This is a genomic window from Candidatus Clavichlamydia salmonicola (genome assembly GCF_015356765.1).
In the GTDB taxonomy this organism is placed as follows: domain Bacteria; phylum Chlamydiota; class Chlamydiia; order Chlamydiales; family Chlamydiaceae; genus Clavichlamydia; species Clavichlamydia salmonicola.
Window position 1 is genome coordinate 449,771 of the sequence record NZ_WTCQ01000001.1, and the last position, 20,608, is coordinate 470,378.

A 20,608-nucleotide genomic window follows, 5' to 3' on the forward strand; every position below is an offset into this window, starting at 1 on the left:
GCTTGGCTGTTGATAAAGTAGGACCATACTACAACTTTTATCCAAAAAGTACAACTTTCTCTTTTTTGACCCTTAATGTATAAATTATTTTATTGAAGATAATAAAGAACAAACAATTCTTCTAGTAGGGGGATAATCTTGCTAAGAAACCCTTATATGCGATAGAATTTTCCTGTTCTGCTTGATTACTGGGTATGAGGATGAAGATTGCGCAAGAAGTTAAACAAAAGCTACTTTGTTTTTTAAAAACACAAAAAGCACCTGAGCTATTGGGGGCCTATCTTTTTTGTTTAGGCGTTCAAATGAAATTGCGCCCAGTAGCATGCTTAAGAGATAAAATTTTATATTCTAGTCAAGAAGCAGCGATTGCTTCATTAGAAAAATCTGGTAAAATTTGGCGAGAGACTGAAATAAAAATAGGGACAGGATTGCCTATTGTTAATGAAGGTACAAAGCGAATTTACATATGCCCATTTACCGGAAAAGTATTTGCTGACAATGTCTACTCTAATCCACAAGATGCTATTTATGATTGGTTGGCCAAATGTCCAGAAAATACAGAAAGACAAAGTGGCGTCAGAGTCAAAAGATTTTTTGTTTCAGATGATCTAGATGTTATTAAAAATTATATGCAGCCTCCCAAAAAACCCATAACAAAAGTAGTATTTTCTTCAGCAGTGACAGGTAAATTATACAATACAAAAGAAGCTGTTATTCAAGATTTTCAATCTGCTTATCTCAAACCAATGTCATTATTTGAAGTGCAAAATCAAAATCGTTATCAAATGGAAGAATCTTTCTTGCAATTGGTAGAAAGTTTTTTGCAAGAAGACAAAGTTGCAGGATTTGTAGAAGCATTGGCTGAAGATGAAGTATTTCACGCATATGTGACTGCATGGGTAGATGTCGACGACTCATAACACATTCTGAAGAAGAAACCTTTTTAGTTGGATCTTTGTTAGGAAAGTTTTTGCAAAAAGATACTATTATTTTTTTGTATGGTGATTTAGGTGCAGGAAAAACTTTATTAACTAAGGGCATGGCTTCCTTCTTTTGTCAAATTTCTTCAGAAGATATTTCCAGCCCAACGTATGCATATTTACACATATATGGTGATGACACTTTATGTTTTTATCACTTCGACCTCTACCGCCTTGTAAATGGTTCCCATTTTTTTGAGCTTGGTTTTGATGAATTTTGCAAAAAAAATGGCCCAGTTGTCATTGAATGGCCTGAAAAATTAGACAAGAATTTTTTTGAGCCTGTGTTTGAAATTCATTTAACGCATATAGAAGAAGGGTTAAGAGATATCACTTTTTCAGGTTTTTTAGGATTTGATTGGGCGCATTTTCTAGCCTGTTTTGAAGTGATGCGACAAGGTAGGAATGGTCCTAAAAGTATTGTTTAATAGGAGATTAACATGAAAAAATTACAAGATATCACTTTTGTCTGTTTAGACTGTGAAATGACAGGGCTCGATCCTGAGCATGATAGAGTCATTGAAGTGGCTGTAGTTAAATTTAATTTCACAGAGATATTAAGTTCTTTTGAAAGCTTAGTATATACTGATCGTTTAATTTCTCCTGAAGCTTTGGCTGTGCATCATATTTCATCTGAAATGTTAATAAATGCTCCTCCTATAAAAGCTATTTTGCCTCAATTATTTAGTGTTATTGGAGATGGAGCAATGATTGTTGGGCATAGTATTGGTTGTGATGTCAGTATTTTGTCTAAAGAAGCAGAAAGAGCAGAAATTCCTTTTCCAAAAAATTATTTATTAATTGATACATTGCGGTTAGCGCGAGATTATGGTGATAGTCCTAATAATGCATTAGATACATTAGCAGGTCATTTTAATATTCCTAGAGGAGGTGCTCATCGGGCAATGAATGATGTTAAGACGAATATTGAAGTTTTCAAAAAATTAACTAAGCGATACAAATCTTTAGAAATTTTATTAAGCGTTTTGTCTAAGCCTGTAAAAATGAAATATATGCCATTAGGAAAATATAAAGGGCGTTTGTTTGCAGATATTCCACTTCAGTATTTGCAATGGGCCTTATCTATGGATTTTGATTTAGATTTACTCCATTCTATTCGTTCAGAGATCAGACATCGTCAGCAAGGACAACGCTTTTCTCAAATAACAAATCCTTTTTCTGAAATGTAAATTTTTGAAAATGTAGAATGATACAGCGTTTTTTTTAAAGAAAGTATTTGGCAAAAAGAAAGGCTTTGTGTAAAAAAAATATTTTATTTTCTAGTTTTTCAAGTCTATGTTTATCTAATCTTTGTATTGACAAGACCATTTAATTTAAGAGATAATGTAATTGTTTTTTTATAAAAAACAATTACTTTTTATCATTTTTTTCATAAAACATGAACGTATAAAACAATAATAATAATTTTTTAAAAATATTAAAATGTTTTTAATAGAAAAATTTAATTATAGCCTATCCACTAAATTAGGTGTAAACAGAGAGGAAATTTCATATGGCGTCATCTATATATGCTGCAAAAGCTCTTTACATGAGCGCAAAAATAACTCCAGCACTTGGGAGAACGTCTACTTATACTCCAATACATAATTTTAAAGGATTTTTTACTAATCGTAATAATAAAATGGCCAGCTTTGTTCGTGGCGTTAGTGGTGTAGATAAGTCGATAAAAACAGCTTTAGCAGTCTGTGAATTAGGAAAAGAATTAACGAAGTCAAATGTAGATCTAGAATCTTCTCATAATGGATTTAGTAATGCTATGAAAGCTTTATCCGGGGCACGGACTGTATTAGGTCTTTTTAACGCATTTAATGGTGCTATTCCAGGGGCTATTGGTGATGGAAAAGCTGCTGTTTGTCTTGTTAGAGATTTTTGTTCAAGAAGAAAAGATATTTCTTTATTAGATGGCTCTGTTCTTGATTCAGAAAAAATATATCAGCATAACAAAGTTGCTTTAGGTAAAAAAGAACAAGGACTAGCTGCATTATCAGCGGGGATGCGAAGTTTAGCTGCCACTACTTTTGTTTTATCTTTTGCTGTTTTTCGTTCTTGCGGCTGGGTTAATAAAATGACGCCATTTTTAGGGCATCATGCATTGGGTATGGGTCTTGCAGCGAATACATTGATGGTTGTGAATCATGCAGCAGTTTTAACTGGGACTACTGCAGAATTGATTAGAGAAAAAAAGTGCTATACTAGAGTAAAAGGTCTTATTGATGCTGATCAAAATATGAGTTCTGCTGATCATGCTGAAGTAGCAAGAGGAATATTCCTACATTACCGAACTGTTGTAGTAAATCATGTTTTAACTTTAGTAGAAAAAATATTAGAATTTTTCTTAGATTTTGTAAAAGGCATAGTAGAGTTTGGAGCTTGTGTTCCATTAGAAGCTAGGGCAGGTCTTTCTATCTTTATTGGATTGATTGGTATTTACAAAGTTTGGCAGTCATTAGATAAAAAATAGGATCTATTCTTATACATACAATTTTTTTAAGAGATGTTGAAATTCTTGTTGAAAAACAAACCTGTCTGTAGGCTAGAAGAGAAAAAATCTTCTAGTCAACGATTTCATGAAGGAGAGTAGTTATGAATAAAACATCTGTTAATACATTGCGATTAGATGAAATAAAAGCAATATTACCTCATAGATATCCCTTTTTATTTTTAGATATCATTACTCATTATGATTTAGAGAAAAAAACCATTATTGGTCAAAAAAACGTTACTTCTAATGAATGGTTTTTTGAAGGACATTTTCCAGATATGCCTATTTTTCCTGGGGTGTTACTATTAGAAGCTTTAGCTCAAACAGCAGGCGTTTTGTATGGGCTGATTAGTAAGCAAAATAATTGGCCAGAAAAGTTAGGCGTATTTCTTACTATAGATAAAGCAAAATTTCGGCGTCCTGTCACGCCAGGCGACATTCTTGAGTTGAAGGTTCATCTTAATAGGGTGAGTGCATTAGGTCTTCGTGGGGCAGGGAAAGTATATGTTGGCGATGAATTAAAGGTAGAAGCTGATTTAGGTTTTGGATTAATAAATAAAGTGGCTTGATTCAAAATGATAATAAGTTTCATTACTTTAATGATGTAGTAACATCTATTCTAAATGTAGAAAACTTTCTTTTTAAAATATTAAAAAACAAATTATTTTCAGAATTTTTTTCCTGAAAACATTTTTTTTATGATTTAAAATAAAATTATTTCAAATAATTTTATTTATATAAAAATAATATTGATTTGCGTGTAAAAAGATCATTTTTATATGAGGTTCTGAGGAGAAATTTTCTAGCTATTCTTTTTTTGATTTCTTTTAAAAATAACCTGTAAAAGGTTCTTTGTTGTTTGAAACGACTTTGCTGAGAATTTTAAGGTGATTTTTTGTTGTCAAAATGTAAAAGCTTTGCTAATCTTCGCTTTCATTTTTTTTGGAAAAATTTCTTTTCCTGAAAAACTTTCTGTTTGGCAGCAAGATTATTGACTGATAAAGGCAAATGCTTTTTCGTCTTGCTTTCAAAGATGATTTTTTAAGAGATATTCTATGAACAAGACATTAATGGGAATTAAAAAGGGTATGACTCAGCTTTTTGATGAGCAGGGGAATGCTGTAAGTTGTACAGTCTTGCTTATTGAGCCTAACGTTGTTGTACAAACTAAGGTCAAAGCAAACGAAGGCTATGATGCTCTTCAACTTGGTTATGGCAAAGTGATTGTTTCAGATCCTAGAACGATGGAAAAACGAGTAACTAAGCCTCTTTTGGGTCATTTCAAAAAAGCAAATGTTCCAGCTTTTAAAAAAATGAGAGAGGTACGGACTGATTTTTCTGATGCAGAATGGGCAGATATTGTTCCAGGTGCAGAATTTGGGCTTGAATGGTTCAATGATGTAACAGCTGTTGATGTTTGTTCTACGTCAAAAGGAAAGGGATTTCAAGGCGTCATGAAGCGATATCACTTTAGAGGTGGTCCAGCAAGTCATGGGTCAGGGTTCCATCGTCATGGAGGTTCTACGGGGATGCGTTCAACGCCAGGTCGTTGCTTATCTGGACAAAAGAAAGCTGGTCGTATGGGTGGATATGGTGTTACTGTAAAAAATCTTTCTGTTTTTAAGATTGATTTGGAGCGCAAATTATTGCTTGTTCAAGGTGGAGTGCCTGGTGGTTGTAATGGATGGGTTTCTATAACAGAATCATTTGCTTCTGCTAAAAATAAAAAGTAAGTAAGGGTTACAAGTGAGTTTTCTTCTTTCTAAATATAATTTTGAAGGCCGTCAAGTAGGGGAGTTGTCAGTTGATGAAGACTTTCTAAATACGCAGGTTTCTTCCCAAGCTGCAAAAGATTATCTTGTTGCGCTTAGAAAAAATAAGAGACAATGGAGTGCTTCTGTTAAAGGGCGTTCTGAGGTTAGTCACTCGACCCGTAAGCCATTTAGGCAAAAAGGAACGGGTAATGCTCGACAAGGAACTTTAGCTGCACCTCATTATAGAGGTGGTGGGATTGTTTTTGGTCCTTTGCCTAAGTTTAATCAACATGTTCGAATTAATAAAAAAGAAAGACGAGCAGTTATTAGATTACTTTTTGCTGAAAAGATCAAAAGTAATGCGGTTTGTTTGGTTGAAGATAATGTATTTACTTCAACTTTTGATGTGCCAAAAACTTCTCAAGCATTATCTTTCTTAAATTTATTGCCAATTCAAAAAAGACAAATGATTTTTGTTAGTTCGTCTTCGTTAGCAGGTGATTTTTGTTTTAATTTTAGAAAAAGTGTCCGTAATTTAACTGGGTTTCGTGATTTTTTATTAGGAGTTAATCTTAATGGATATGATTTGGCTGTAGCACGCAGTCTTATCATTGCAGAATCCGCTTTTGTTGAAATGATAGATCTTTTAACGCATAAGACGAAGGGCGAGTAATGAAAAACCCATATGATATTATAAAAAGTTTGTATGTTACAGAAAAAGCGAAAGTTCTTGAATCTTTGTCAGAAGATCGGCCTGGAAAAAAGAAAGGCGCTTTAAGTAAATTTAAAAAATATGTTTTCCGTGTTCACCCAAGTAGTTCTAAGCCAGAAATAGCACATGCTATTGAAGCTATCTATAAGAGTGAAGGCGTCTTGGTAGAAAAAGTAAATACTATTGTAGCTAAACCAAAACCTAAGAAAGCCCGTAAAGGCCGTCCAGGGTTTTCTGCTGGCTTCAAAAAAGCAGTAGTTACGCTTAAAAGTGGCTCTATCTGATAGATAATGAAATGTAGTATGGAAATCGTTGTATGTTTAAGAAATTTAAGCCGGTAACGCCCGGAACTCGTCATTTGGTTCTTTCTACTTCAGAAGAACTAACTCGAGTAGGCGATTTAACAGGTGGCTCTTCTAGAAAAAGAGTAGAACCAGAAAAAAGTCTTCTTGCGTTGAAAAAACGAACAAGTGGACGAGATAATTTTGGTCATATTACTTGTCGTCATCGTGGTGGTGGAGAAAAGAGACATTATCGTCTAGTTGACTTTAAAAGAAATAAAGATGGCATTCCTGCCAAAGTAGCTACTTTGGAGTATGATCCAAATAGATCTGCTTGGATTGCTTTGTTACATTATGCAGATGGAGAAAAACGATATATTTTAGCTCCTAAAGGTTTGCAAAGAGGTGATAAAGTTCTTTCTGGCGAAGGAAGTCCATTGAGTCCTGGATGTTGTTTAAACTTAAGAAGTATTCCTTTGGGAATATCTGTTCACAATTTAGAGCTTAAGCCTAATTGTGGTGGAAAATTAGTTCGTTCAGCAGGACTTTCTGCTCAAATTATTGCTAAAAGCACTGGGTATGTTAGCTTAAAAATGCCTTCTGGAGAAATTCGTTTGCTTCATGAAGATTGTAGAGCTACTTTAGGAATTGTTTCTAATCCAGACCATAATTTGCGAGTAGAAGGAAAAGCTGGAAGAAAGCGTTGGCAGGGTATTCGCCCTACTGTTAGGGGGACAGCGATGAATCCTGTTGATCACCCACATGGTGGGGGAGAAGGTAGGCATAATGGATATATTCCGCAAACGCCTTGGGGACAATTTACTAAAGGTTTAAAAACTCGTAGTAAAAGAAAGTCAAATAAATGGATTATTAAAGATCGTAGGAAGTAATACATATGGGTAGATCCTTAAAAAAAGGTCCTTTTGTTGACCATCATCTTTTGAAAAAAGTTTCGGATATGAATGAAAGTGGAAAGAAACTTCCAATTAAAACTTGGTCTCGTCGTTCCATGATCCTTCCAGAAATGGTGGGATATACTTTCGATGTACATAATGGAAAGAAGTTCTTATCAGTTTTTGTTTCTGATACAATGGTGGGGCATAAGTTGGGTGAATTTGCACCTACACGGATGTTCAAAACTCATCCAGTGAAGAAATAGTTAGAAAAGGGTTAAAAGAAGAATGGAATTATTTAAGGGTGTTGCTAAAGGGCATAGAGTTCCGCCTAGGAAAGCTAGGTTGGTAGCAGATTTAATTCGAGGTCTTTCAGTAAAAGATGCAGAGAATCAATTATTGTTTTGCAATATGAAATCTGGGCGTTTTATGAAAAAACTCTTAGATAGCGTTGTAGCTAATGCTGCTTCGCGAGCCAACTTACTTCGAGAACAGTTAAGTGTTATTGAAGTAAAGATAGATGAAGGCCCTTCTTTGAAAAGAGCTAAGTCGAAGAGTCGGGGTGGCCGGGCTCCTATTTTAAAAAGAACAAGTCACTTTACTGTTGTACTTGGTGCTAAAGGTCAGTTGGGAGAGGAATAATGGGTCAAAAAGGTTGTCCGATAGGATTTCGTACTGCAGTTACAAAAAACTGGCGATCTATATGGTTTGGGAATAAACAAGAATTTGGAAAATTTCTAATAGAAGATTTCCGCATACGTGAATTTTTATTAAAGAAGACGTCTTGTCAAGGCACAGCGAAAATAATTATTCGTCGTATGAGTGGAAAGGTAGAAGTTACTATTCATACATCTCGTCCAGGATTAGTTATTGGAAAGAAAGGTGCTGAAGCAGCTCTTTTAAAAGAACAACTGTGTAAGTTGACTGGTAAAGAAGTTTGGTTAGAAATTGAAGAAATTAAACGTCCAGAATTGGATGCAAAATTAGTTTCTGATGGAATTTCTCGTCAAATTGAAAAAAGAGTAGCTTTTAGACGTGTTATGAAAAAAGCAATGCTTAGCGTTATGGATGCGGGTGCTTTAGGAGTTAAAGTACAAGTTTCTGGAAGATTAGCAGGAGCTGAAATTGCACGTTCTGAGTGGTATAAAGAGGGAAAAATTCCTTTGCATACCCTGAGAGCAAACATTGATTATGCAACTTCTCGAGCAGAAACCACATATGGTACTATTGGCATCAAAGTGTGGATTAATCTAGGCGAACAAGTTGGAAATCGATCAGCATCTTAATTCATCGGGAGTAAAATTTTATGTTAATGCCTAAACGCACTAAATTTCGAAAGCAGCAGAAAGGCTTCTTTTCTGGATTAAGTAAAGCGGGTAATTTCGTTCATTTTGGTGATTATGGTATGCAGGCTCTGGAAAGAGGATGGGTTACTAGTCAGCAAATTGAAGCTGCTCGTATTGCTATAAACCGTTATTTAAAACGTAAAGGAAAAGTTTGGATTCGAGTTTTTCCTGACAAAAGTATCACCCAAAAGCCAGCTGAAACACGTATGGGTAAGGGAAAAGGTGCTGTTGATCATTGGGTAGCAGTAGTAAGACCAGGTCGTATATTATTTGAAGTTGCTAATGTTACTAAAGAAGAGGCTCAAAGCGCTTTAAGACGTGCAGCAGCAAAATTGGGTATTGAAACACGTTTTGTTAAGAGATTAGAACAGGTATAGCCATGAAACAAAAAAAAAATAAAGATCTAAGATCAATGACAGTAGCAGATTTAGATGCTTTTATTAACGAGTTAAAGAAAGAAATATTTCTTCTTCGTAATACTCGTATGACTAGTGGTACGCAAGTTCAAGTTCATCTTTTTGCGCAAAAGAAAAAAGATATTGCGAGAGCAATGACTGTAAAAAGAAGTATAGAGGCAAATTAATTATGAATGGTCCTAACGAAGAAAGAGGTTTGCGCCGTATTAAAACTGGTGTCGTAGTTTCTACTAAAATGGAAAAGACAGTAGTTGTTAAAGTGGAACGAGTTTTAAGACATCCTGAGTATTCTAAAGTGGTAAAAAGTTTCAAAAAATATTACGCGCATAACCTTTTAGAAGGGGTTAAAGAAGGCGATAAGGTTCGTATTGTTGAGACACGACCATTGTCTAAATTAAAAAGATGGAGAGTAATCGAAACCATTTAATGGTGAAGATGATCTCTTGAAAGACTTAGTGGAAATAGGGAAAATATGATTCAGCAAGAAACAAAGTTAAAAGTAGCAGATAATTCTGGCGCTAAGGTTGTTAAGTGTTTTAAGGTTTTAGGTGGATCTAAAAGACGTTATGCAAGCATTGGTGATGTTATAGTATGTTCTGTTCGAGAAGTCGAGCCTAATGGCGCTTTGAAAAAAGGCGATGTTGTAAAAGCTGTGATTGTAAGAACAAAAAGTAAAGTTAAAAGAAAAGATCGTTCATTCTTGCGCTTTGATACCAATAGCTGTGTTTTGATCGATGAAAAAGGAAATCCTAAAGGTACTCGTATTTTTGGACCTGTTGCTCGAGAAATTAGAGATAAAGGTTTTTTAAAAATTAGTTCTTTAGCACCGGAGGTCATTTAGTCATGCGGCATACAAAAATTCGTAAAGGCGATCAAGTAATGGTGATAGCTGGAAATGATAGAGGAAAAAGTGGAGTTGTTCTTTTATTAAAAAATGATAGAATAGTTGTCGAAGGGATAAACGTTCGTGTCAAAAATATCAAAAAGAGCCAACAAAATCCTAAAGGTAAACGAATAGATATTGAATCTCCAATTCATATTTCAAATGTTATGTTGATGGTAAATAATCAGCCTGTTCGTCCTAAAATTAGAGATGATGGAAGAAAAGAATTGTGGGGACGTAGTCGTTCAACACCACTTGTATTTTGTCGTGTAATTAAAGAGAGAAAAGATAGCAATGAGTCGGCTTAAGCTAAAGTATGAAACTGAAGTCAAACAAAGTTTGATCCAGAAGTTTGCCTATAAAAATGTTATGCAGTCGCCTCGTTTGAAAAAACTAGTTATTAGCATGGGCCTTGCAGAAGCATCTAAAGATAAAAATGCTTTTCAAAGTCATTTAACTGAATTGGCAATGCTTTCAGGGCAAAAACCATTAGTTACTAAGGCGAGAGTCTCTGTGGCAGGGTTCAAATTACGTGAAGGGCAAGCTCTTGGGGCTAAAGTTACTTTGCGTGGTGTCAGAATGTTTGATTTTATGGATAGATTTTTTAATATCGTTTGTCCTCGAATTCGAGACTTTCGAGGTTTTTCTTTAAAAGGAGATGGAAGAGGGTCTTATTCATTAGGTCTTGATGATCAGCAAATATTTCCTGAAATTAATCTTGATGCAGTTAAGCGAACCCAAGGAATGAATATTAATTTTGTTACAACGGCTGTTAGCGATGCTGAATGCATCGAACTTTTGCGGTTGTTGGGATTACCATTCAAGCATTCAGCCTAAAGGATAGAAATTTTTTATGAGTATAAGTGATCCAATCGCAGATTTATTAACAAGAATTCGTAATGCATTAACAGCAGAACATTTATTTTTAGATATAAATCATAGTCGTATGCGAGAAGCTATAGTAAAGATTTTACAAGAAGCGGGTTTTGTAGCTCGTTACTTAGTAAAAGAAGAAAATAAAAAAAGTACTATGCGTATTTTCTTAAAGTATAAGCGCGATCGTGAATCAGTGATTCGTGTTTTAAAAAGAGTGTCAAAACCATCTTTAAGAGTATATGTTTCTTCAAAAGAAATACCTCGTGTTTTTGGTAATACAGGATTGTCTATTATATCGACTTCTCAAGGAGTGATAGCAGGGCAAACTGCGCGTGAGCGTAAGCTTGGTGGTGAGTTATTGTGTTTGGTTTGGTAATTTAAAAACGGTTAGTGTTATGTCTCGAAAAGCAAGAGATTCCATAGTTGTTCCAGCTGGAGTAGAAGTAACTCTTCAAGAGAATTTTATTAGTGTAAAAGGACCAAAAGGATTTTTATCACAAGAATTCAAAGCTGGTATTTCTGTAGTTTGTGAAGATCAAAAAATTAGTGTTCGTGTAGCTGATGGGTTTGAACTTGATGGTTTGAAAAAATTTCAAGGTCTCTATTGGTCTTTGATCAATAATATGGTTATAGGTGTTCATTCAGGGTTTGAAAAAAAACTTGAAATGGTTGGAGTAGGTATGAGAGCTTCAGTGCAGCAATCTTATTTAGATCTTTCTATAGGTGTTTGCCATCCAGTTAAAGTATTAATTCCTGAAGGTATTCAAGTTGCAGTAGAAAAGAATACTCTCATTTCTGTTAAAGGAATAAATAAACAAGAAGTTGGACAATTTGCAGCAGTTGTACGATTAAAAAAACCCCCAGAACCCTACAAAGGTAAAGGTATTCGTTATGCTAATGAATATGTGCGTCGTAAAGCAGGGAAATCTGGTAAAACAGGCAAAAAATAGGTAGCTCAAAGATATGGAAAGTTCGCTTATTAATAAACGGATCATGAAGAAACGACGTCAGATGCGAGTACGAAAAAAAGTACGAGGATCATCGTTTCAGCCTCGTTTGAGTGTAGTGAAAACTAACAAAAATATTTATTTGCAGTTAATTGATGATGATGCAGGTCTTACTTTGGCTGGCATTTCTACTGTTTCAAAAGGAATTAGAAATACTGAAAATGCTAAAAAAGGTAAAAGTGCTGCAAGGTTATTAGGGTTAAAAATTGCTGAAATGGGAAAAGCTCTTCAAGTAGAACGAGTTATTTTCGATCGAGGATCTTTTAAATACCATGGTATTATTGCAGAAGCTGCTGAAGGGGCTCGAGAGGGCGGTTTAAGGTTTTAAGGAAGGCTTAATTATGTCAAAAAATTCTCCAAAAGAAAAAGAAGAGCATTTCGAAGAGAAAGTCTTATTCGTTAATCGCTGTTCAAAAGTTGTAAAAGGTGGTAGAAAATTTAGTTTTTCTGCATTGATTCTAGTGGGAGATGGTCAAGGTCGTGTTGGTTATGGTTTTGCTAAAGCTAATGAATTGACGGATGCTATTAAAAAAGGTGGAGAGTCAGCTCGTAAAAGTTTGATGTCATTCGCAACGACAGTAGAAGGATCTATTCCTCATGAAATTTTAGTTAATTGTGATGGAGCAAAACTTTTATTGAAACCAGCTTTACCTGGAACAGGTGTTGTAGCAGGTTCTCGCGTACGTTCTATTTTAGAATTAGCTGGAATAAAAGATATTGTTGCAAAAAGTTTAGGTTCAAATAATCCTATCAATCAAGTTAAAGCTACTTTTAAGGCTTTGGCTGGATTGACAAGTAAAGAAAACATTTTAAAAGAAAGAAAGTCCGATGATTAAATTAGAGACCTTATCAAATAATTCATTCGTTAGACGTCGTAAAAAATTATTAGGACGGGGTCCTTCTAGTGGTAATGGAAAGACTTCTGGCAGGGGTCATAAAGGAGATGGATCTCGTTCTGGTTACAAGCGTCGTTATGGATATGAAGGTGGTGCTGTACCTTTGTATAGAAGACTTCCTGTAAGAGGATTTTCTAATGCTAGATTTGCAGATAGACCATCTGTTATTACTTCAGATCGTATAGAATTTTCGTTTAAGGATGGAGAAGTTGTTTCTCTAGATACATTAAAATTAAAAAACGTTATTAAGTCTCGAGTTAGAAAAGTTAAAATTATTCTTAAAGGTGATTTTGCTAAACGTTTGATTTGGCAAGATAGTCATGTAATAGCGTTATCTGCTAGTTTAAAAAATAAAGTGGATATTGCTCAACAGGAGAAATAAAAGAGGATGAAAGCTTTTATAAGGCGCATTTTCCGAAGCACAGAACTAAGAACAAGAATTTTATTTACTCTTGCTATTTTAGTTGTTTGTCGTGTTGGTATTTTTATTCCTGTTCCAGGTATTAATGGAAGTCGTGCTGTTGAGTATTTTCAACAAACAGCAGGTGTTGGTCAAAATTTATTTCGATTAGCAGATATTTTTTCTGGTGGAGCTTTTGCTCAAATGACAGTTTTTGCTCTTGGAGTCGTGCCTTACATATCAGCTTCTATTATTATACAACTGTTATTAGCTTTTATGCCTAATTTACAAAGAGAAGTACGAGAAAATCCAGAATCTGGAAAAAGAAAAATTGGGAAATATACAAGATTATTTACTGTTTTTTTAGCAGTGGTACAATCTTCATTTTTTGCAAAATTTATTTTGCAAATGAATCTTTCTTTTCCAGGTCTTGTAGTTTCTGATATTTTGAATTTTTCTCTTTTTGGCATGCCATTTTTATTTTATTTTGTAACTGTACTTGTTATGGCTACAGGAACTTTATTGCTTATGTGGTTAGGCGAGCGTATATCAGATAGAGGTATTGGTAATGGCGTTAGTCTTATTATCACCTTAGGTATTTTATCTTCTGTCCCATCAGTAATATCTTCTTTAATTCGTCAATTGAATTTAGGTTCTCAAGAGCCAGGACAAATTTCATTTTTTACTTTAGGTATTCTTGCTTGTTTATTTGCAGGAGTTTTAGTTGCCACTATTTGGATTATTGAAGGTGAGCGTAAAATTCCAGTGCAACATGCCAGAAGAATGGTAGGACGTGGTGAAATGATTGGGGGATCTTCTTATATACCTTTAAAAGTAAATTATGCAGGAGTTATTCCTGTTATTTTTGCTTCATCATTACTCATGTTTCCAGCTACGCTCTCACAATTTTTAGGTAAAGAATCAAAGATAGGTGCATTTCTTTCATTTTTTCTTCCTGGAAATTGGCTTTATTCATTGATGTATGTTTTACTTATACTCTTCTTTACTTATTTTTGGACTGCTACTCAATTTCATCCAGAACAAATAGCTTCAGAAATGAAGAGGAATAATGCATTTATTCCTGGATTGAGACAAGGAAAGCCGACCCAAAATTATTTAGAGCAAACGATGAGTCGCGTTACATTTATAGGATCTGTTTTTTTAGCATTAATCGCAGTTCTTCCAAACTTGATTGGTGGGTTTCTAAAAGTAGGTGCAAGTGTTACCTATTTCTTTGGTGGCACAGCTTTATTGATTGTGGTTGGAGTGATTTTGGATACTATGAAGCAAATAAAATCTTTTTTACTCACTAAGCAATATGATGGCTTTATGAAGAAAGATAAGTCCAAAGGAAGATATTGAAGGATAACTTTTTTTTAGTTAAACTTCTAAAATTTTTAAAAGAATAAGAGAAATTTATGCCTCGTGTTATTGGGATAGATATTCCGGCTAAAAAGAAATTGTTTATTAGCCTTACGTATATTTATGGTATTGGGCTAGCTCGATCCAAAGAAATTATTATAAAACTTGGGCTCAATCCTCATATGCGGGCTTCTGAGTTGACAGATGACGATTTAGCTAAGTTAAATATGTGTTTGCAGTCTGAATATTCTGTAGAAGGAGATTTAAAACGTCAAGTTCAAGGGGATATCAAAAGACTTATATCAGTCCATTCTTACAGAGGCTTAAGACATCGTCTTTCTTTGCCAGTAAGAGGACAACGGACGAAGACAAACGCTCGTACTCGAAAAGGCAAACGTAAAACAGTTGCCAAAAAGAAAAAATAAATTTAATTGAGGAGTTGACTCTTGTCTAAAAAACAAACACAAGTAAAAAAAGGGGCTAAAACTACTAAGAAAAAAGTAGTAAGAAATATTCCAGCTGGAGTAGTTCATGTAAAAGCCACTTTTAATAATACTATTATTGCGATTACTGATCCTGCAGGTAACATGGTTTCATGGGCATCTGCTGGAAAAGTTGGTTATTCAGGATCTAGAAAATCTTCAGCTTTTGCAGCTACTGTAGCTACTCAAGAAGCTGTTAAAGTTGCTATGCATTCTGGGTTAAAAGAAGTAGAAGTCAATTTAAAAGGAACTGGAGCAGGACGTGAGTCTGTTGTAAGAGCCTTGATTGGGGTAGGATTAGTTGTTTCTTTAATTCGTGATATGACTCCTGTTCCTCACAATGGTTGTCGTCCAAGAAAACGTCGAAGAGTATAAAGGAGGCCTGAAGTTGTATGGAAGAACAAACTTTACTATATGATAAGTTCGAAATGCCTGAGGCCATCAAGGCAGAGTATTATGCTAAAGAGAGCCAAAAAACTCGTTTTATTGCAGATCCTTTAGAAAAAGGGATGGGGCATACATTGGGTAATTCTCTAAGGCGTATGCTTTTGACTACTTTAGAAGCACCAGCAATCATAGGTTTTTCTATGGATGATGTGCATCATGAGTATATGGCAATTGAAGGAGTAATTGAAGATGTCACTAATATTGCTTTAAACTTCAAGGGAGCGTTGTTGCGCAAGTTACCAGATAGTGCTGGAGATTTTGGTCGACAAATGCGTATTCATACTATTGAGTTAGAAATTACAGAAGCAGAATTATTAGAAAAAGGTGGACAACGATCCATAGTTTTAGCTGATTTATTTCCTGGTTCTGAATTTGATTTAATTAATCCTGATCATGTTTTGTTTACAGTAACAAAACCGATGCAGAAAAAAGTTAATATGCGTGTTGCTTTTGGTAGAGGATTTGTTCCTTCAGAAAAATTAAAGGTAACAGATCGTCGACAGGATGAAATTTTATTAGATGCATCATTTTCTCCAGTTTCTTTAGCTAATTATTTTGTTGAAGATACTCGTGTAGGGCAAGAAACAGATTTTGATCGATTGATACTTGATGTAACTACAGATGGACGTGTAACTCCACAAGAAGCATTAGCTTTTTCAACTAAAATCTTGGTTAAGCATCTTGCTGTATTTGAGAAAATGGATGAAAGAGAACTTGCTTTTGAAGAAGCAGTAAGCTCTGAAAAAGAAAATAAAGATGAAATATTACATAAGTTGATTTTAGGTATTAATGAGATTGAATTATCAGTTCGATCAACTAATTGCCTTTCCAGTGCAAACATTGAAACTATTGGTGAATTGGTTATTATGCCAGAGCCTCTTTTGTTGCAGTTTCGTAATTTTGGAAAAAAATCTCTCTGTGAAATTAAAAATAAACTCAAAGAAATGCGTCTTGAATTAGGCATGGATTTAAGTCAATTTGGAATTTCATTAGAAAATGTAAAAGAAAAAATGAAATGGTATGCTGAAAGGCTTCGTACTAAAAATACTAAGGGGCAGTAGACACTATGCAACATGGAAGAAGAAAGTGTAGGCTAGGAAGAACAACAGCTCATAATCGTTGTTTAATGGCCAACATGCTTAAATCTTTAATTCGTTATGAACGAATAGAAACAACTATTACTAAAGCTAAAGAATTACGACGTCATGCTGATGGGATGATTACTTTAGCTAAAAAAAATAGTTTGGCAGCAAGGCGTCTTGCTATAGGGCGAATGATGGTAACTTTTAATTCTTTAACTTCTAAAGAACAAAGATTAGCTAAAGCTGGCGATAAATCTTCATATAATGATGATCGAGGTATTATCAATAAGTTGTTTGATGTTCTTGGTTTACGATTTGCAGAACGAAAGGGTGGTTATACCAGAATTTTTCGTACAGAAAATCGCGTTGGTGATAATGCTCAAAAATGTATCATAGAGTTTTTGGCTGATTAGTTAGTTTTTTTTGAACTAATGGCTTGGCTTTAAATTTTTCTTGGAGAAAGTGACAATGAAAATTGCTATTAATGGATTTGGACGCATTGGAAGATTAGTTTTACGTCAGCTTGTTTCTGGAAAGTATCCTGAATTAGAAGTAGTAGCAATTAATGATTTAGTACCAGCTGATAACCTAGCTTATTTATTTAAGTATGATTCTACTCATGGCAGATTTAAAGGTCAGGTTTCATCTGAAGAAAATGCGCTCATCATTAATGAAAAGAAGATAACTATATCTGCTGAAAAAGAAGTTTCCAAATTGCCTTGGGCAAAATTAGGCGTAGATATAGTTGTTGAATCAACAGGACGGTTTACCTCTTTAGAAGATGCTTCTTTACATTTAGTAGCTGGAGCTAAAAAAGTTGTTATTTCAGCGCCAGCAAAAGGTGATGTTCCTACTTTTGTGGTGGGTGTTAATCATACTGATTATGATGATGCACATCATCATGTAGTGTCCAATGCTTCATGTACTACAAATTGTTTAGCTGTTTTGGCAAAAGTTATACATAATGCTTTTGGGATTGAAGAAGGGTTGATGACAACTGTTCATGCAGCTACTGCTACTCAACAAGTTGTGGATGCGCCATCAAAGAAAGATTGGCGAGGTGGTCGTGGTGCAATGCAAAACATTGTTCCAGCATCAACAGGAGCTGCTAAGGCGGTGACTTTATGTTTACCCTCGTTAAAAGGCAAGCTTACAGGAATGGCTTTTCGTGTTCCTGTAGCAGATGTATCTGTTGTAGATTTAACAGTTCGATTAGAAACTGCAACAACCTACGAAAAAATTTGTGTAGAGGTTAAAAATGCTGCAGAAGGACCTTTAAAAGGCATTTTGAGTTATTGTGATGAGCAGGTTGTGTCTTCTGATTTCATAGGATCACACTATTCTTCAATTTTTGATGCTCTTGCTGGGATTGGATTGAGTGATCGGTTTTTTAAGCTGGTAGCTTGGTATGATAACGAGACTGGTTATGCTACGCGCGTAGTGGACCTCATTGAACATATGGCAAAATTAGCCAAATAGAAAAAGGTATTGTGTTGTGCATTTTACTAGAGAACCAATTATAGAAAGTATAATTACTCCCAGAAATGGATATAAATTACTTTTAACAAGTAATAAAGACGCTTCACAGGAGCCAATGCTCCTTGATTTTTTGGAACTGGTATCATTCGGTTTTGTATGTTTTTTTAGAGGAACGCACAAATCTAAAATGTTTTTGTTTCCTATTTTAGATTATGAAATTATAGAAACAAGAGATGCTAGGATTAATCTTAGAGTTCCAGGTTTAGAAAAAGGTATTAAAATTGCTGGTGGCAGAGGAATGCCATTAAAAGCTGTTAAAGAAGTAAGAGAAGAAAAAGTTTCACAACCTTTGTTACCTCCTGCTGTTGTAGAACCAGTAGCAATTGGATCTAAAGAAATTCCTAGTAAAGAAACTTTTGAAGAAGAAAAAGACACTAAGTGGAAAGATAAAAAGCGTTATAAGAAACGTAAAGATGTAACAGAATCTACTTCTTCAGAAAAATTAGAAAACGATGCATCTGATTCAATAAAAGTAAGTACAAATCCACAAAAACTATTTTCTCTTTTGCCACCACCATCTATGTTGATCTCAGAAGTACTTCGACAACAAGATGAGAAAAAAGCTGGGCAAATTAAAGAACATAAAATGGAAAAAAATTCTGATGTTAATGCTGTAGGAGCTACCAACGTTTCACAGAAAGATTCTTCAGAAGATTAATTTATAGTTGACTATAAGAAGGTTATTTTTTAATCTTCTTATGATTTCGCTCAGGTGGTGGAATGGTAGACACTAGGGACTTAAAATCCCTTGGGCGTAGGCCCGTGCAGGTTCGAGTCCTGTTCTGAGCAATAATTTTTTCAAAAGATTAGATATTTTTATTATTTAATCTTAATCTATTTTATCTGTTTGACTAAGATAAAATTCCTTTTTTTCAAAGAAATTTAAATCAGTAGAAAATATTCTTATTTAAGAAGGTTATTTTTTAATTTTCTTAAGATTTCATTCAGGTGGTTGAATGCTAGATACTTGGGCTTAAAATCTCTTTAGCTTCGGGCTGTGTAGGTTCGAGTTCTATTTTGAGCAATCATTCTTCAAAAGATTAGATATTTTCATTATTTCATCTCATTTTATATCTCTCTCAAAAATAAGATGCTTTTTTCCAAGCAGCTTAGATCATTAGAAAATTTTTTTTAATAGTTATTTTTTACTTCAATTGTTATTAATAAATAATTAATCTTTTATTGAATAAAAATTAAAAATAATACAGAATCATGCGCTTGAAGTATTATAATTTATTTTTATGGTTAGTAATAATTTTAAATTGCCATTTTGTTTTAAATTACCATCTTCTCCATCAGAAGCTTTATGTAATATAAGAAATAACCTTTTATGCCTAAAAGGGATCTCAGAGATTATTGTATCAGGAATATTGAGTTATCTGACTGCCTCTATAGAGGCCTCTCACTCTTTTTATAAAGGGCATGTCCTATTACCTCATGAGTACAGTGAAAATTACTTGCCAGCAATTCCTTATATTAAAAAAGATAACTACATACTTTTAATATATATGCCACAGAGGTTTTATGAACTTTCCAATCAATCTGTAGGCAAGCATATTGAAGATCTAATAATAGGAGGAGGATCTGGAGTACTAATGATGGTGGGGATGGTCCAAATTTTTTTAAAAGGAAAAAAAATTTACACAGTATCTTCTAAAAAATTATTGTGGAAAAAAAATTTTTTATTAAATAAAGGTTTAGAAACAGCTGTAAAAAAAGAAGAAAAGTATCTTGACTGGGTTAAAGTATTCACATCTATTATAGGATTCAGTGGAGGATTGACTTTAGCGATCTCTGGATTGGGACCAGGATTATGTAATCACTCTCACCAGGAATTTTCAAAGTATCACTGTGTAAGATTGAGTCAAATGATGCAGATGTCAAGTATGTTATACTTTGCTGAAGTAGCTCTCCTATTATTTCTTAAAGCATATGGTCCTCCTAAAAAGGAGAAAATATTTCTCAAATTAGAACAACGTCATGGTATTAGAGGGATTATTAGAAAATTAGACCACCATTACTTATGTATGGAAGAAGAGATCAACATGATGATCGATGAAAAACAAGATGAGGATGATATATGGGTAGAAGCTTCTTTAGGAGGTGAACCTCTCACTATGAATGAATGGAAGTTTCATGATGAGGAAGAAGAGGAAGTATTTTATTTAGCGAAAGAATATCTTATTAAAGATGTTTATAATCCAAGGAAAGGACCTTTGGCTAATAAAATGCTACAAGAAGAAAGAGATAAGCTTCGTAGTCCATCTTCACAAAGGATTTCTTTAAATAATCTACAGTTAGATAAGAAAATGTATCCATCAGCTGTGGATGTTTTTTTTGATGAAGGGCCATATAAAACTCCATCAGAAGAAGAAGTTCAAATGAAAATAGTAAAAATTTCAATGTCAGTAGCTAAGAATTTACCATGCATTTCTATTCCTTATATTGTTTTTGGGCAAGAGGATACAGAATTTATTGATACGAAACAACAATTTGAAAATGATCTAAAAGATCTGTGTGTAAATCTCAAAGAACGAATGATTAAAGCTTTTTTAGGTAGAAGAGGCTTATTAAGATCTCGGGTTATAGAAAGAGCTCCTTGTAAGGCATTAAAGTGCAAGGAAGTATAAAGGTCTTTAAAGTTTTTCAAATGGTAATAATTTCAAATTACCATTTTCTTCATCAGAAGCTGTCTGTAATATAAAAAAAATTATGAGCTCCTGTTCTGCTAGTATTATGTGTCTTTTCT

Annotated in this window: 31 protein-coding genes and 1 tRNA gene; all 32 read left to right on the forward strand. The window is 34.2% G+C overall.

Translation table 11 applies throughout. From position 1 onward, the window contains the following. The first annotated feature begins 200 nt into the window (after positions 1 to 200). The 32 genes from CLAVI_RS01920 (at position 201) to CLAVI_RS02075 (ending at position 20,489) form a co-directional block, all read left to right on the forward strand. Positions 201 to 920, forward strand: a complete 720-nt coding sequence (locus tag CLAVI_RS01920; protein ID WP_194843891.1) for a DUF2709 domain-containing protein — start codon at positions 201 to 203, stop codon at positions 918 to 920. Continuing rightward, positions 896 to 1,408, forward strand: coding sequence for a tRNA (adenosine(37)-N6)-threonylcarbamoyltransferase complex ATPase subunit type 1 TsaE (gene tsaE, locus CLAVI_RS01925; RefSeq protein ID WP_194843892.1), 513 nt, complete (start codon positions 896 to 898; stop codon positions 1,406 to 1,408). Before CLAVI_RS01920 ends, tsaE begins: the two co-directional genes overlap by 25 nt. Before the next feature lie 12 nt (positions 1,409 to 1,420). Continuing rightward, positions 1,421 to 2,170, forward strand: coding sequence for a putative quorum-sensing-regulated virulence factor (locus tag CLAVI_RS01930; RefSeq protein WP_194843893.1), 750 nt, complete (start codon positions 1,421 to 1,423; stop codon positions 2,168 to 2,170). Between the two features lie 323 nt (positions 2,171 to 2,493). Beyond that, positions 2,494 to 3,462: a hypothetical protein gene (locus tag CLAVI_RS01935; RefSeq protein WP_194843894.1), complete on the forward strand. Its 969-nt coding sequence runs from the start codon at positions 2,494 to 2,496 to the stop codon at positions 3,460 to 3,462. Positions 3,463 to 3,584: 122 nt separating this feature from the next. Next, on the forward strand, positions 3,585 to 4,052 hold the full coding sequence (fabZ, locus tag CLAVI_RS01940; protein ID WP_194843895.1) for a 3-hydroxyacyl-ACP dehydratase FabZ: 468 nt from the start codon (positions 3,585 to 3,587) through the stop codon (positions 4,050 to 4,052). 486 nt (positions 4,053 to 4,538) lie between these two features. Then, complete coding sequence (rplC, locus tag CLAVI_RS01945; RefSeq protein WP_194843896.1) at positions 4,539 to 5,216, forward strand: 50S ribosomal protein L3; 678 nt, start codon at positions 4,539 to 4,541, stop codon at positions 5,214 to 5,216. A 13-nt stretch (positions 5,217 to 5,229) separates the two neighbouring features. Then, positions 5,230 to 5,910, forward strand: a complete 681-nt coding sequence (rplD, locus tag CLAVI_RS01950) for a 50S ribosomal protein L4 (RefSeq protein WP_194843897.1) — start codon at positions 5,230 to 5,232, stop codon at positions 5,908 to 5,910. Then, the gene (gene rplW / locus CLAVI_RS01955; RefSeq protein ID WP_194843898.1) at positions 5,910 to 6,233 is read left to right on the forward strand and encodes a 50S ribosomal protein L23; all 324 of its coding nucleotides are present in this window, start codon (positions 5,910 to 5,912) and stop codon (positions 6,231 to 6,233) included. Before rplD ends, rplW begins: the two co-directional genes overlap by 1 nt. Positions 6,234 to 6,265: 32 nt before the next feature. Then, positions 6,266 to 7,120: a 50S ribosomal protein L2 gene (gene rplB, locus CLAVI_RS01960; RefSeq protein WP_194843899.1), complete on the forward strand. Its 855-nt coding sequence runs from the start codon at positions 6,266 to 6,268 to the stop codon at positions 7,118 to 7,120. A gap of 5 nt (positions 7,121 to 7,125) precedes the next feature. Further along, positions 7,126 to 7,389 carry a 30S ribosomal protein S19 gene (gene rpsS / locus CLAVI_RS01965; protein WP_194843900.1) on the forward strand — a complete coding sequence of 88 codons (264 nt, stop codon included), beginning with the start codon at positions 7,126 to 7,128 and terminating at the stop codon, positions 7,387 to 7,389. 22 nt (positions 7,390 to 7,411) lie between these two features. Beyond that, positions 7,412 to 7,765 (forward strand): 50S ribosomal protein L22, encoded by a 354-nt coding sequence (gene rplV / locus CLAVI_RS01970; protein WP_194843901.1) that lies wholly within the window; start codon positions 7,412 to 7,414, stop codon positions 7,763 to 7,765. Further along, positions 7,765 to 8,409, forward strand: a complete 645-nt coding sequence (gene rpsC, locus CLAVI_RS01975; RefSeq protein WP_194843902.1) for a 30S ribosomal protein S3 — start codon at positions 7,765 to 7,767, stop codon at positions 8,407 to 8,409. The genes rplV and rpsC overlap by 1 nt, the downstream gene beginning before the upstream one ends. 20 nt (positions 8,410 to 8,429) lie before the next feature. Further along, positions 8,430 to 8,846 (forward strand): 50S ribosomal protein L16, encoded by a 417-nt coding sequence (gene rplP / locus CLAVI_RS01980; RefSeq protein ID WP_194843903.1) that lies wholly within the window; start codon positions 8,430 to 8,432, stop codon positions 8,844 to 8,846. Between the two features lie 2 nt (positions 8,847 to 8,848). Then, entirely contained in the window at positions 8,849 to 9,052 is a 204-nt protein-coding gene (gene rpmC / locus CLAVI_RS01985; protein ID WP_267239483.1) for a 50S ribosomal protein L29, read from the forward strand. Positions 9,053 to 9,054: 2 nt separating this feature from the next. Then, entirely contained in the window at positions 9,055 to 9,312 is a 258-nt protein-coding gene (gene rpsQ / locus CLAVI_RS01990; RefSeq protein ID WP_194843905.1) for a 30S ribosomal protein S17, read from the forward strand. A 45-nt stretch (positions 9,313 to 9,357) separates the two neighbouring features. Beyond that, positions 9,358 to 9,726, forward strand: a complete 369-nt coding sequence (gene rplN / locus CLAVI_RS01995; RefSeq protein WP_194843906.1) for a 50S ribosomal protein L14 — start codon at positions 9,358 to 9,360, stop codon at positions 9,724 to 9,726. A 2-nt stretch (positions 9,727 to 9,728) separates the two neighbouring features. Further along, a complete protein-coding gene (gene rplX / locus CLAVI_RS02000) occupies positions 9,729 to 10,076 on the forward strand; it encodes a 50S ribosomal protein L24 (protein ID WP_194843907.1) in 348 nt (115 codons plus the stop codon). Next, a complete protein-coding gene (rplE, locus tag CLAVI_RS02005; protein ID WP_194843908.1) occupies positions 10,063 to 10,605 on the forward strand; it encodes a 50S ribosomal protein L5 in 543 nt (180 codons plus the stop codon). The genes rplX and rplE overlap by 14 nt, the downstream gene beginning before the upstream one ends. Before the next feature lie 16 nt (positions 10,606 to 10,621). Further along, a complete protein-coding gene (gene rpsH / locus CLAVI_RS02010; protein ID WP_194843909.1) occupies positions 10,622 to 11,020 on the forward strand; it encodes a 30S ribosomal protein S8 in 399 nt (132 codons plus the stop codon). A gap of 19 nt (positions 11,021 to 11,039) precedes the next feature. Then, on the forward strand, positions 11,040 to 11,594 hold the full coding sequence (gene rplF / locus CLAVI_RS02015; protein WP_194843910.1) for a 50S ribosomal protein L6: 555 nt from the start codon (positions 11,040 to 11,042) through the stop codon (positions 11,592 to 11,594). A gap of 13 nt (positions 11,595 to 11,607) precedes the next feature. Beyond that, complete coding sequence (gene rplR / locus CLAVI_RS02020) at positions 11,608 to 11,979, forward strand: 50S ribosomal protein L18 (RefSeq protein ID WP_194843911.1); 372 nt, start codon at positions 11,608 to 11,610, stop codon at positions 11,977 to 11,979. Between the two features lie 13 nt (positions 11,980 to 11,992). Next, positions 11,993 to 12,487, forward strand: a complete 495-nt coding sequence (rpsE, locus tag CLAVI_RS02025) for a 30S ribosomal protein S5 (protein ID WP_194843912.1) — start codon at positions 11,993 to 11,995, stop codon at positions 12,485 to 12,487. Next, positions 12,480 to 12,929, forward strand: coding sequence for a 50S ribosomal protein L15 (gene rplO, locus CLAVI_RS02030; protein WP_194843913.1), 450 nt, complete (start codon positions 12,480 to 12,482; stop codon positions 12,927 to 12,929). Before rpsE ends, rplO begins: the two co-directional genes overlap by 8 nt. 6 nt (positions 12,930 to 12,935) lie before the next feature. Beyond that, entirely contained in the window at positions 12,936 to 14,309 is a 1,374-nt protein-coding gene (secY, locus tag CLAVI_RS02035) for a preprotein translocase subunit SecY (RefSeq protein ID WP_194843914.1), read from the forward strand. Positions 14,310 to 14,365: 56 nt separating this feature from the next. Beyond that, a complete protein-coding gene (gene rpsM, locus CLAVI_RS02040; RefSeq protein WP_194843915.1) occupies positions 14,366 to 14,734 on the forward strand; it encodes a 30S ribosomal protein S13 in 369 nt (122 codons plus the stop codon). Between the two features lie 21 nt (positions 14,735 to 14,755). Beyond that, positions 14,756 to 15,166 carry a 30S ribosomal protein S11 gene (rpsK, locus tag CLAVI_RS02045; protein WP_194843916.1) on the forward strand — a complete coding sequence of 137 codons (411 nt, stop codon included), beginning with the start codon at positions 14,756 to 14,758 and terminating at the stop codon, positions 15,164 to 15,166. Positions 15,167 to 15,183: 17 nt separating this feature from the next. After that, positions 15,184 to 16,299 carry a DNA-directed RNA polymerase subunit alpha gene (locus CLAVI_RS02050; RefSeq protein ID WP_194843917.1) on the forward strand — a complete coding sequence of 372 codons (1,116 nt, stop codon included), beginning with the start codon at positions 15,184 to 15,186 and terminating at the stop codon, positions 16,297 to 16,299. Positions 16,300 to 16,304: 5 nt separating this feature from the next. Continuing rightward, a complete protein-coding gene (rplQ, locus tag CLAVI_RS02055; protein ID WP_194843918.1) occupies positions 16,305 to 16,733 on the forward strand; it encodes a 50S ribosomal protein L17 in 429 nt (142 codons plus the stop codon). Positions 16,734 to 16,788: 55 nt separating this feature from the next. Further along, positions 16,789 to 17,799, forward strand: coding sequence for a type I glyceraldehyde-3-phosphate dehydrogenase (gene gap, locus CLAVI_RS02060; RefSeq protein WP_194843919.1), 1,011 nt, complete (start codon positions 16,789 to 16,791; stop codon positions 17,797 to 17,799). Between the two features lie 16 nt (positions 17,800 to 17,815). Then, a complete protein-coding gene (locus CLAVI_RS02065; protein WP_507134117.1) occupies positions 17,816 to 18,517 on the forward strand; it encodes a hypothetical protein in 702 nt (233 codons plus the stop codon). 48 nt (positions 18,518 to 18,565) lie between these two features. Next, positions 18,566 to 18,648: transfer RNA gene (locus CLAVI_RS02070), tRNA-Leu, on the forward strand. A 452-nt stretch (positions 18,649 to 19,100) separates the two neighbouring features. Next, positions 19,101 to 20,489, forward strand: coding sequence for a hypothetical protein (locus tag CLAVI_RS02075; protein ID WP_194843921.1), 1,389 nt, complete (start codon positions 19,101 to 19,103; stop codon positions 20,487 to 20,489). Positions 20,490 to 20,608: the final 119 nt, after the last annotated feature.

Bases quoted from the DNA above. Each gene is read 5' to 3' on its own strand.
- CLAVI_RS01920 (WP_194843891.1), top strand. From the start codon at position 201: ATGAAGATTGCGCAAGAAGTTAAACAAAAGCTACTTTGTTTTTTAAAA.
- tsaE (WP_194843892.1), top strand. From the start codon at position 896: ATGGGTAGATGTCGACGACTCATAACACATTCTGAAGAAGAAACCTTT.
- CLAVI_RS01930 (WP_194843893.1), top strand. From the start codon at position 1,421: ATGAAAAAATTACAAGATATCACTTTTGTCTGTTTAGACTGTGAAATG.
- CLAVI_RS01935 (WP_194843894.1), top strand. From the start codon at position 2,494: ATGGCGTCATCTATATATGCTGCAAAAGCTCTTTACATGAGCGCAAAA.
- fabZ (WP_194843895.1), top strand. From the start codon at position 3,585: ATGAATAAAACATCTGTTAATACATTGCGATTAGATGAAATAAAAGCA.
- rplC (WP_194843896.1), top strand. From the start codon at position 4,539: ATGAACAAGACATTAATGGGAATTAAAAAGGGTATGACTCAGCTTTTT.
- rplW (WP_194843898.1), top strand. From the start codon at position 5,910: ATGAAAAACCCATATGATATTATAAAAAGTTTGTATGTTACAGAAAAA.
- rplB (WP_194843899.1), top strand. From the start codon at position 6,266: ATGTTTAAGAAATTTAAGCCGGTAACGCCCGGAACTCGTCATTTGGTT.
- rpsS (WP_194843900.1), top strand. From the start codon at position 7,126: ATGGGTAGATCCTTAAAAAAAGGTCCTTTTGTTGACCATCATCTTTTG.
- rplV (WP_194843901.1), top strand. From the start codon at position 7,412: ATGGAATTATTTAAGGGTGTTGCTAAAGGGCATAGAGTTCCGCCTAGG.
- rpsC (WP_194843902.1), top strand. From the start codon at position 7,765: ATGGGTCAAAAAGGTTGTCCGATAGGATTTCGTACTGCAGTTACAAAA.
- rplP (WP_194843903.1), top strand. From the start codon at position 8,430: ATGTTAATGCCTAAACGCACTAAATTTCGAAAGCAGCAGAAAGGCTTC.
- rpmC (WP_267239483.1), top strand. From the start codon at position 8,849: ATGAAACAAAAAAAAAATAAAGATCTAAGATCAATGACAGTAGCAGAT.
- rpsQ (WP_194843905.1), top strand. From the start codon at position 9,055: ATGAATGGTCCTAACGAAGAAAGAGGTTTGCGCCGTATTAAAACTGGT.
- rplN (WP_194843906.1), top strand. From the start codon at position 9,358: ATGATTCAGCAAGAAACAAAGTTAAAAGTAGCAGATAATTCTGGCGCT.
- rplX (WP_194843907.1), top strand. From the start codon at position 9,729: ATGCGGCATACAAAAATTCGTAAAGGCGATCAAGTAATGGTGATAGCT.
- rplE (WP_194843908.1), top strand. From the start codon at position 10,063: ATGAGTCGGCTTAAGCTAAAGTATGAAACTGAAGTCAAACAAAGTTTG.
- rpsH (WP_194843909.1), top strand. From the start codon at position 10,622: ATGAGTATAAGTGATCCAATCGCAGATTTATTAACAAGAATTCGTAAT.
- rplF (WP_194843910.1), top strand. From the start codon at position 11,040: ATGTCTCGAAAAGCAAGAGATTCCATAGTTGTTCCAGCTGGAGTAGAA.
- rplR (WP_194843911.1), top strand. From the start codon at position 11,608: ATGGAAAGTTCGCTTATTAATAAACGGATCATGAAGAAACGACGTCAG.
- rpsE (WP_194843912.1), top strand. From the start codon at position 11,993: ATGTCAAAAAATTCTCCAAAAGAAAAAGAAGAGCATTTCGAAGAGAAA.
- rplO (WP_194843913.1), top strand. From the start codon at position 12,480: ATGATTAAATTAGAGACCTTATCAAATAATTCATTCGTTAGACGTCGT.
- secY (WP_194843914.1), top strand. From the start codon at position 12,936: ATGAAAGCTTTTATAAGGCGCATTTTCCGAAGCACAGAACTAAGAACA.
- rpsM (WP_194843915.1), top strand. From the start codon at position 14,366: ATGCCTCGTGTTATTGGGATAGATATTCCGGCTAAAAAGAAATTGTTT.
- CLAVI_RS02050 (WP_194843917.1), top strand. From the start codon at position 15,184: ATGGAAGAACAAACTTTACTATATGATAAGTTCGAAATGCCTGAGGCC.
- rplQ (WP_194843918.1), top strand. From the start codon at position 16,305: ATGCAACATGGAAGAAGAAAGTGTAGGCTAGGAAGAACAACAGCTCAT.
- gap (WP_194843919.1), top strand. From the start codon at position 16,789: ATGAAAATTGCTATTAATGGATTTGGACGCATTGGAAGATTAGTTTTA.
- CLAVI_RS02075 (WP_194843921.1), top strand. From the start codon at position 19,101: ATGGTTAGTAATAATTTTAAATTGCCATTTTGTTTTAAATTACCATCT.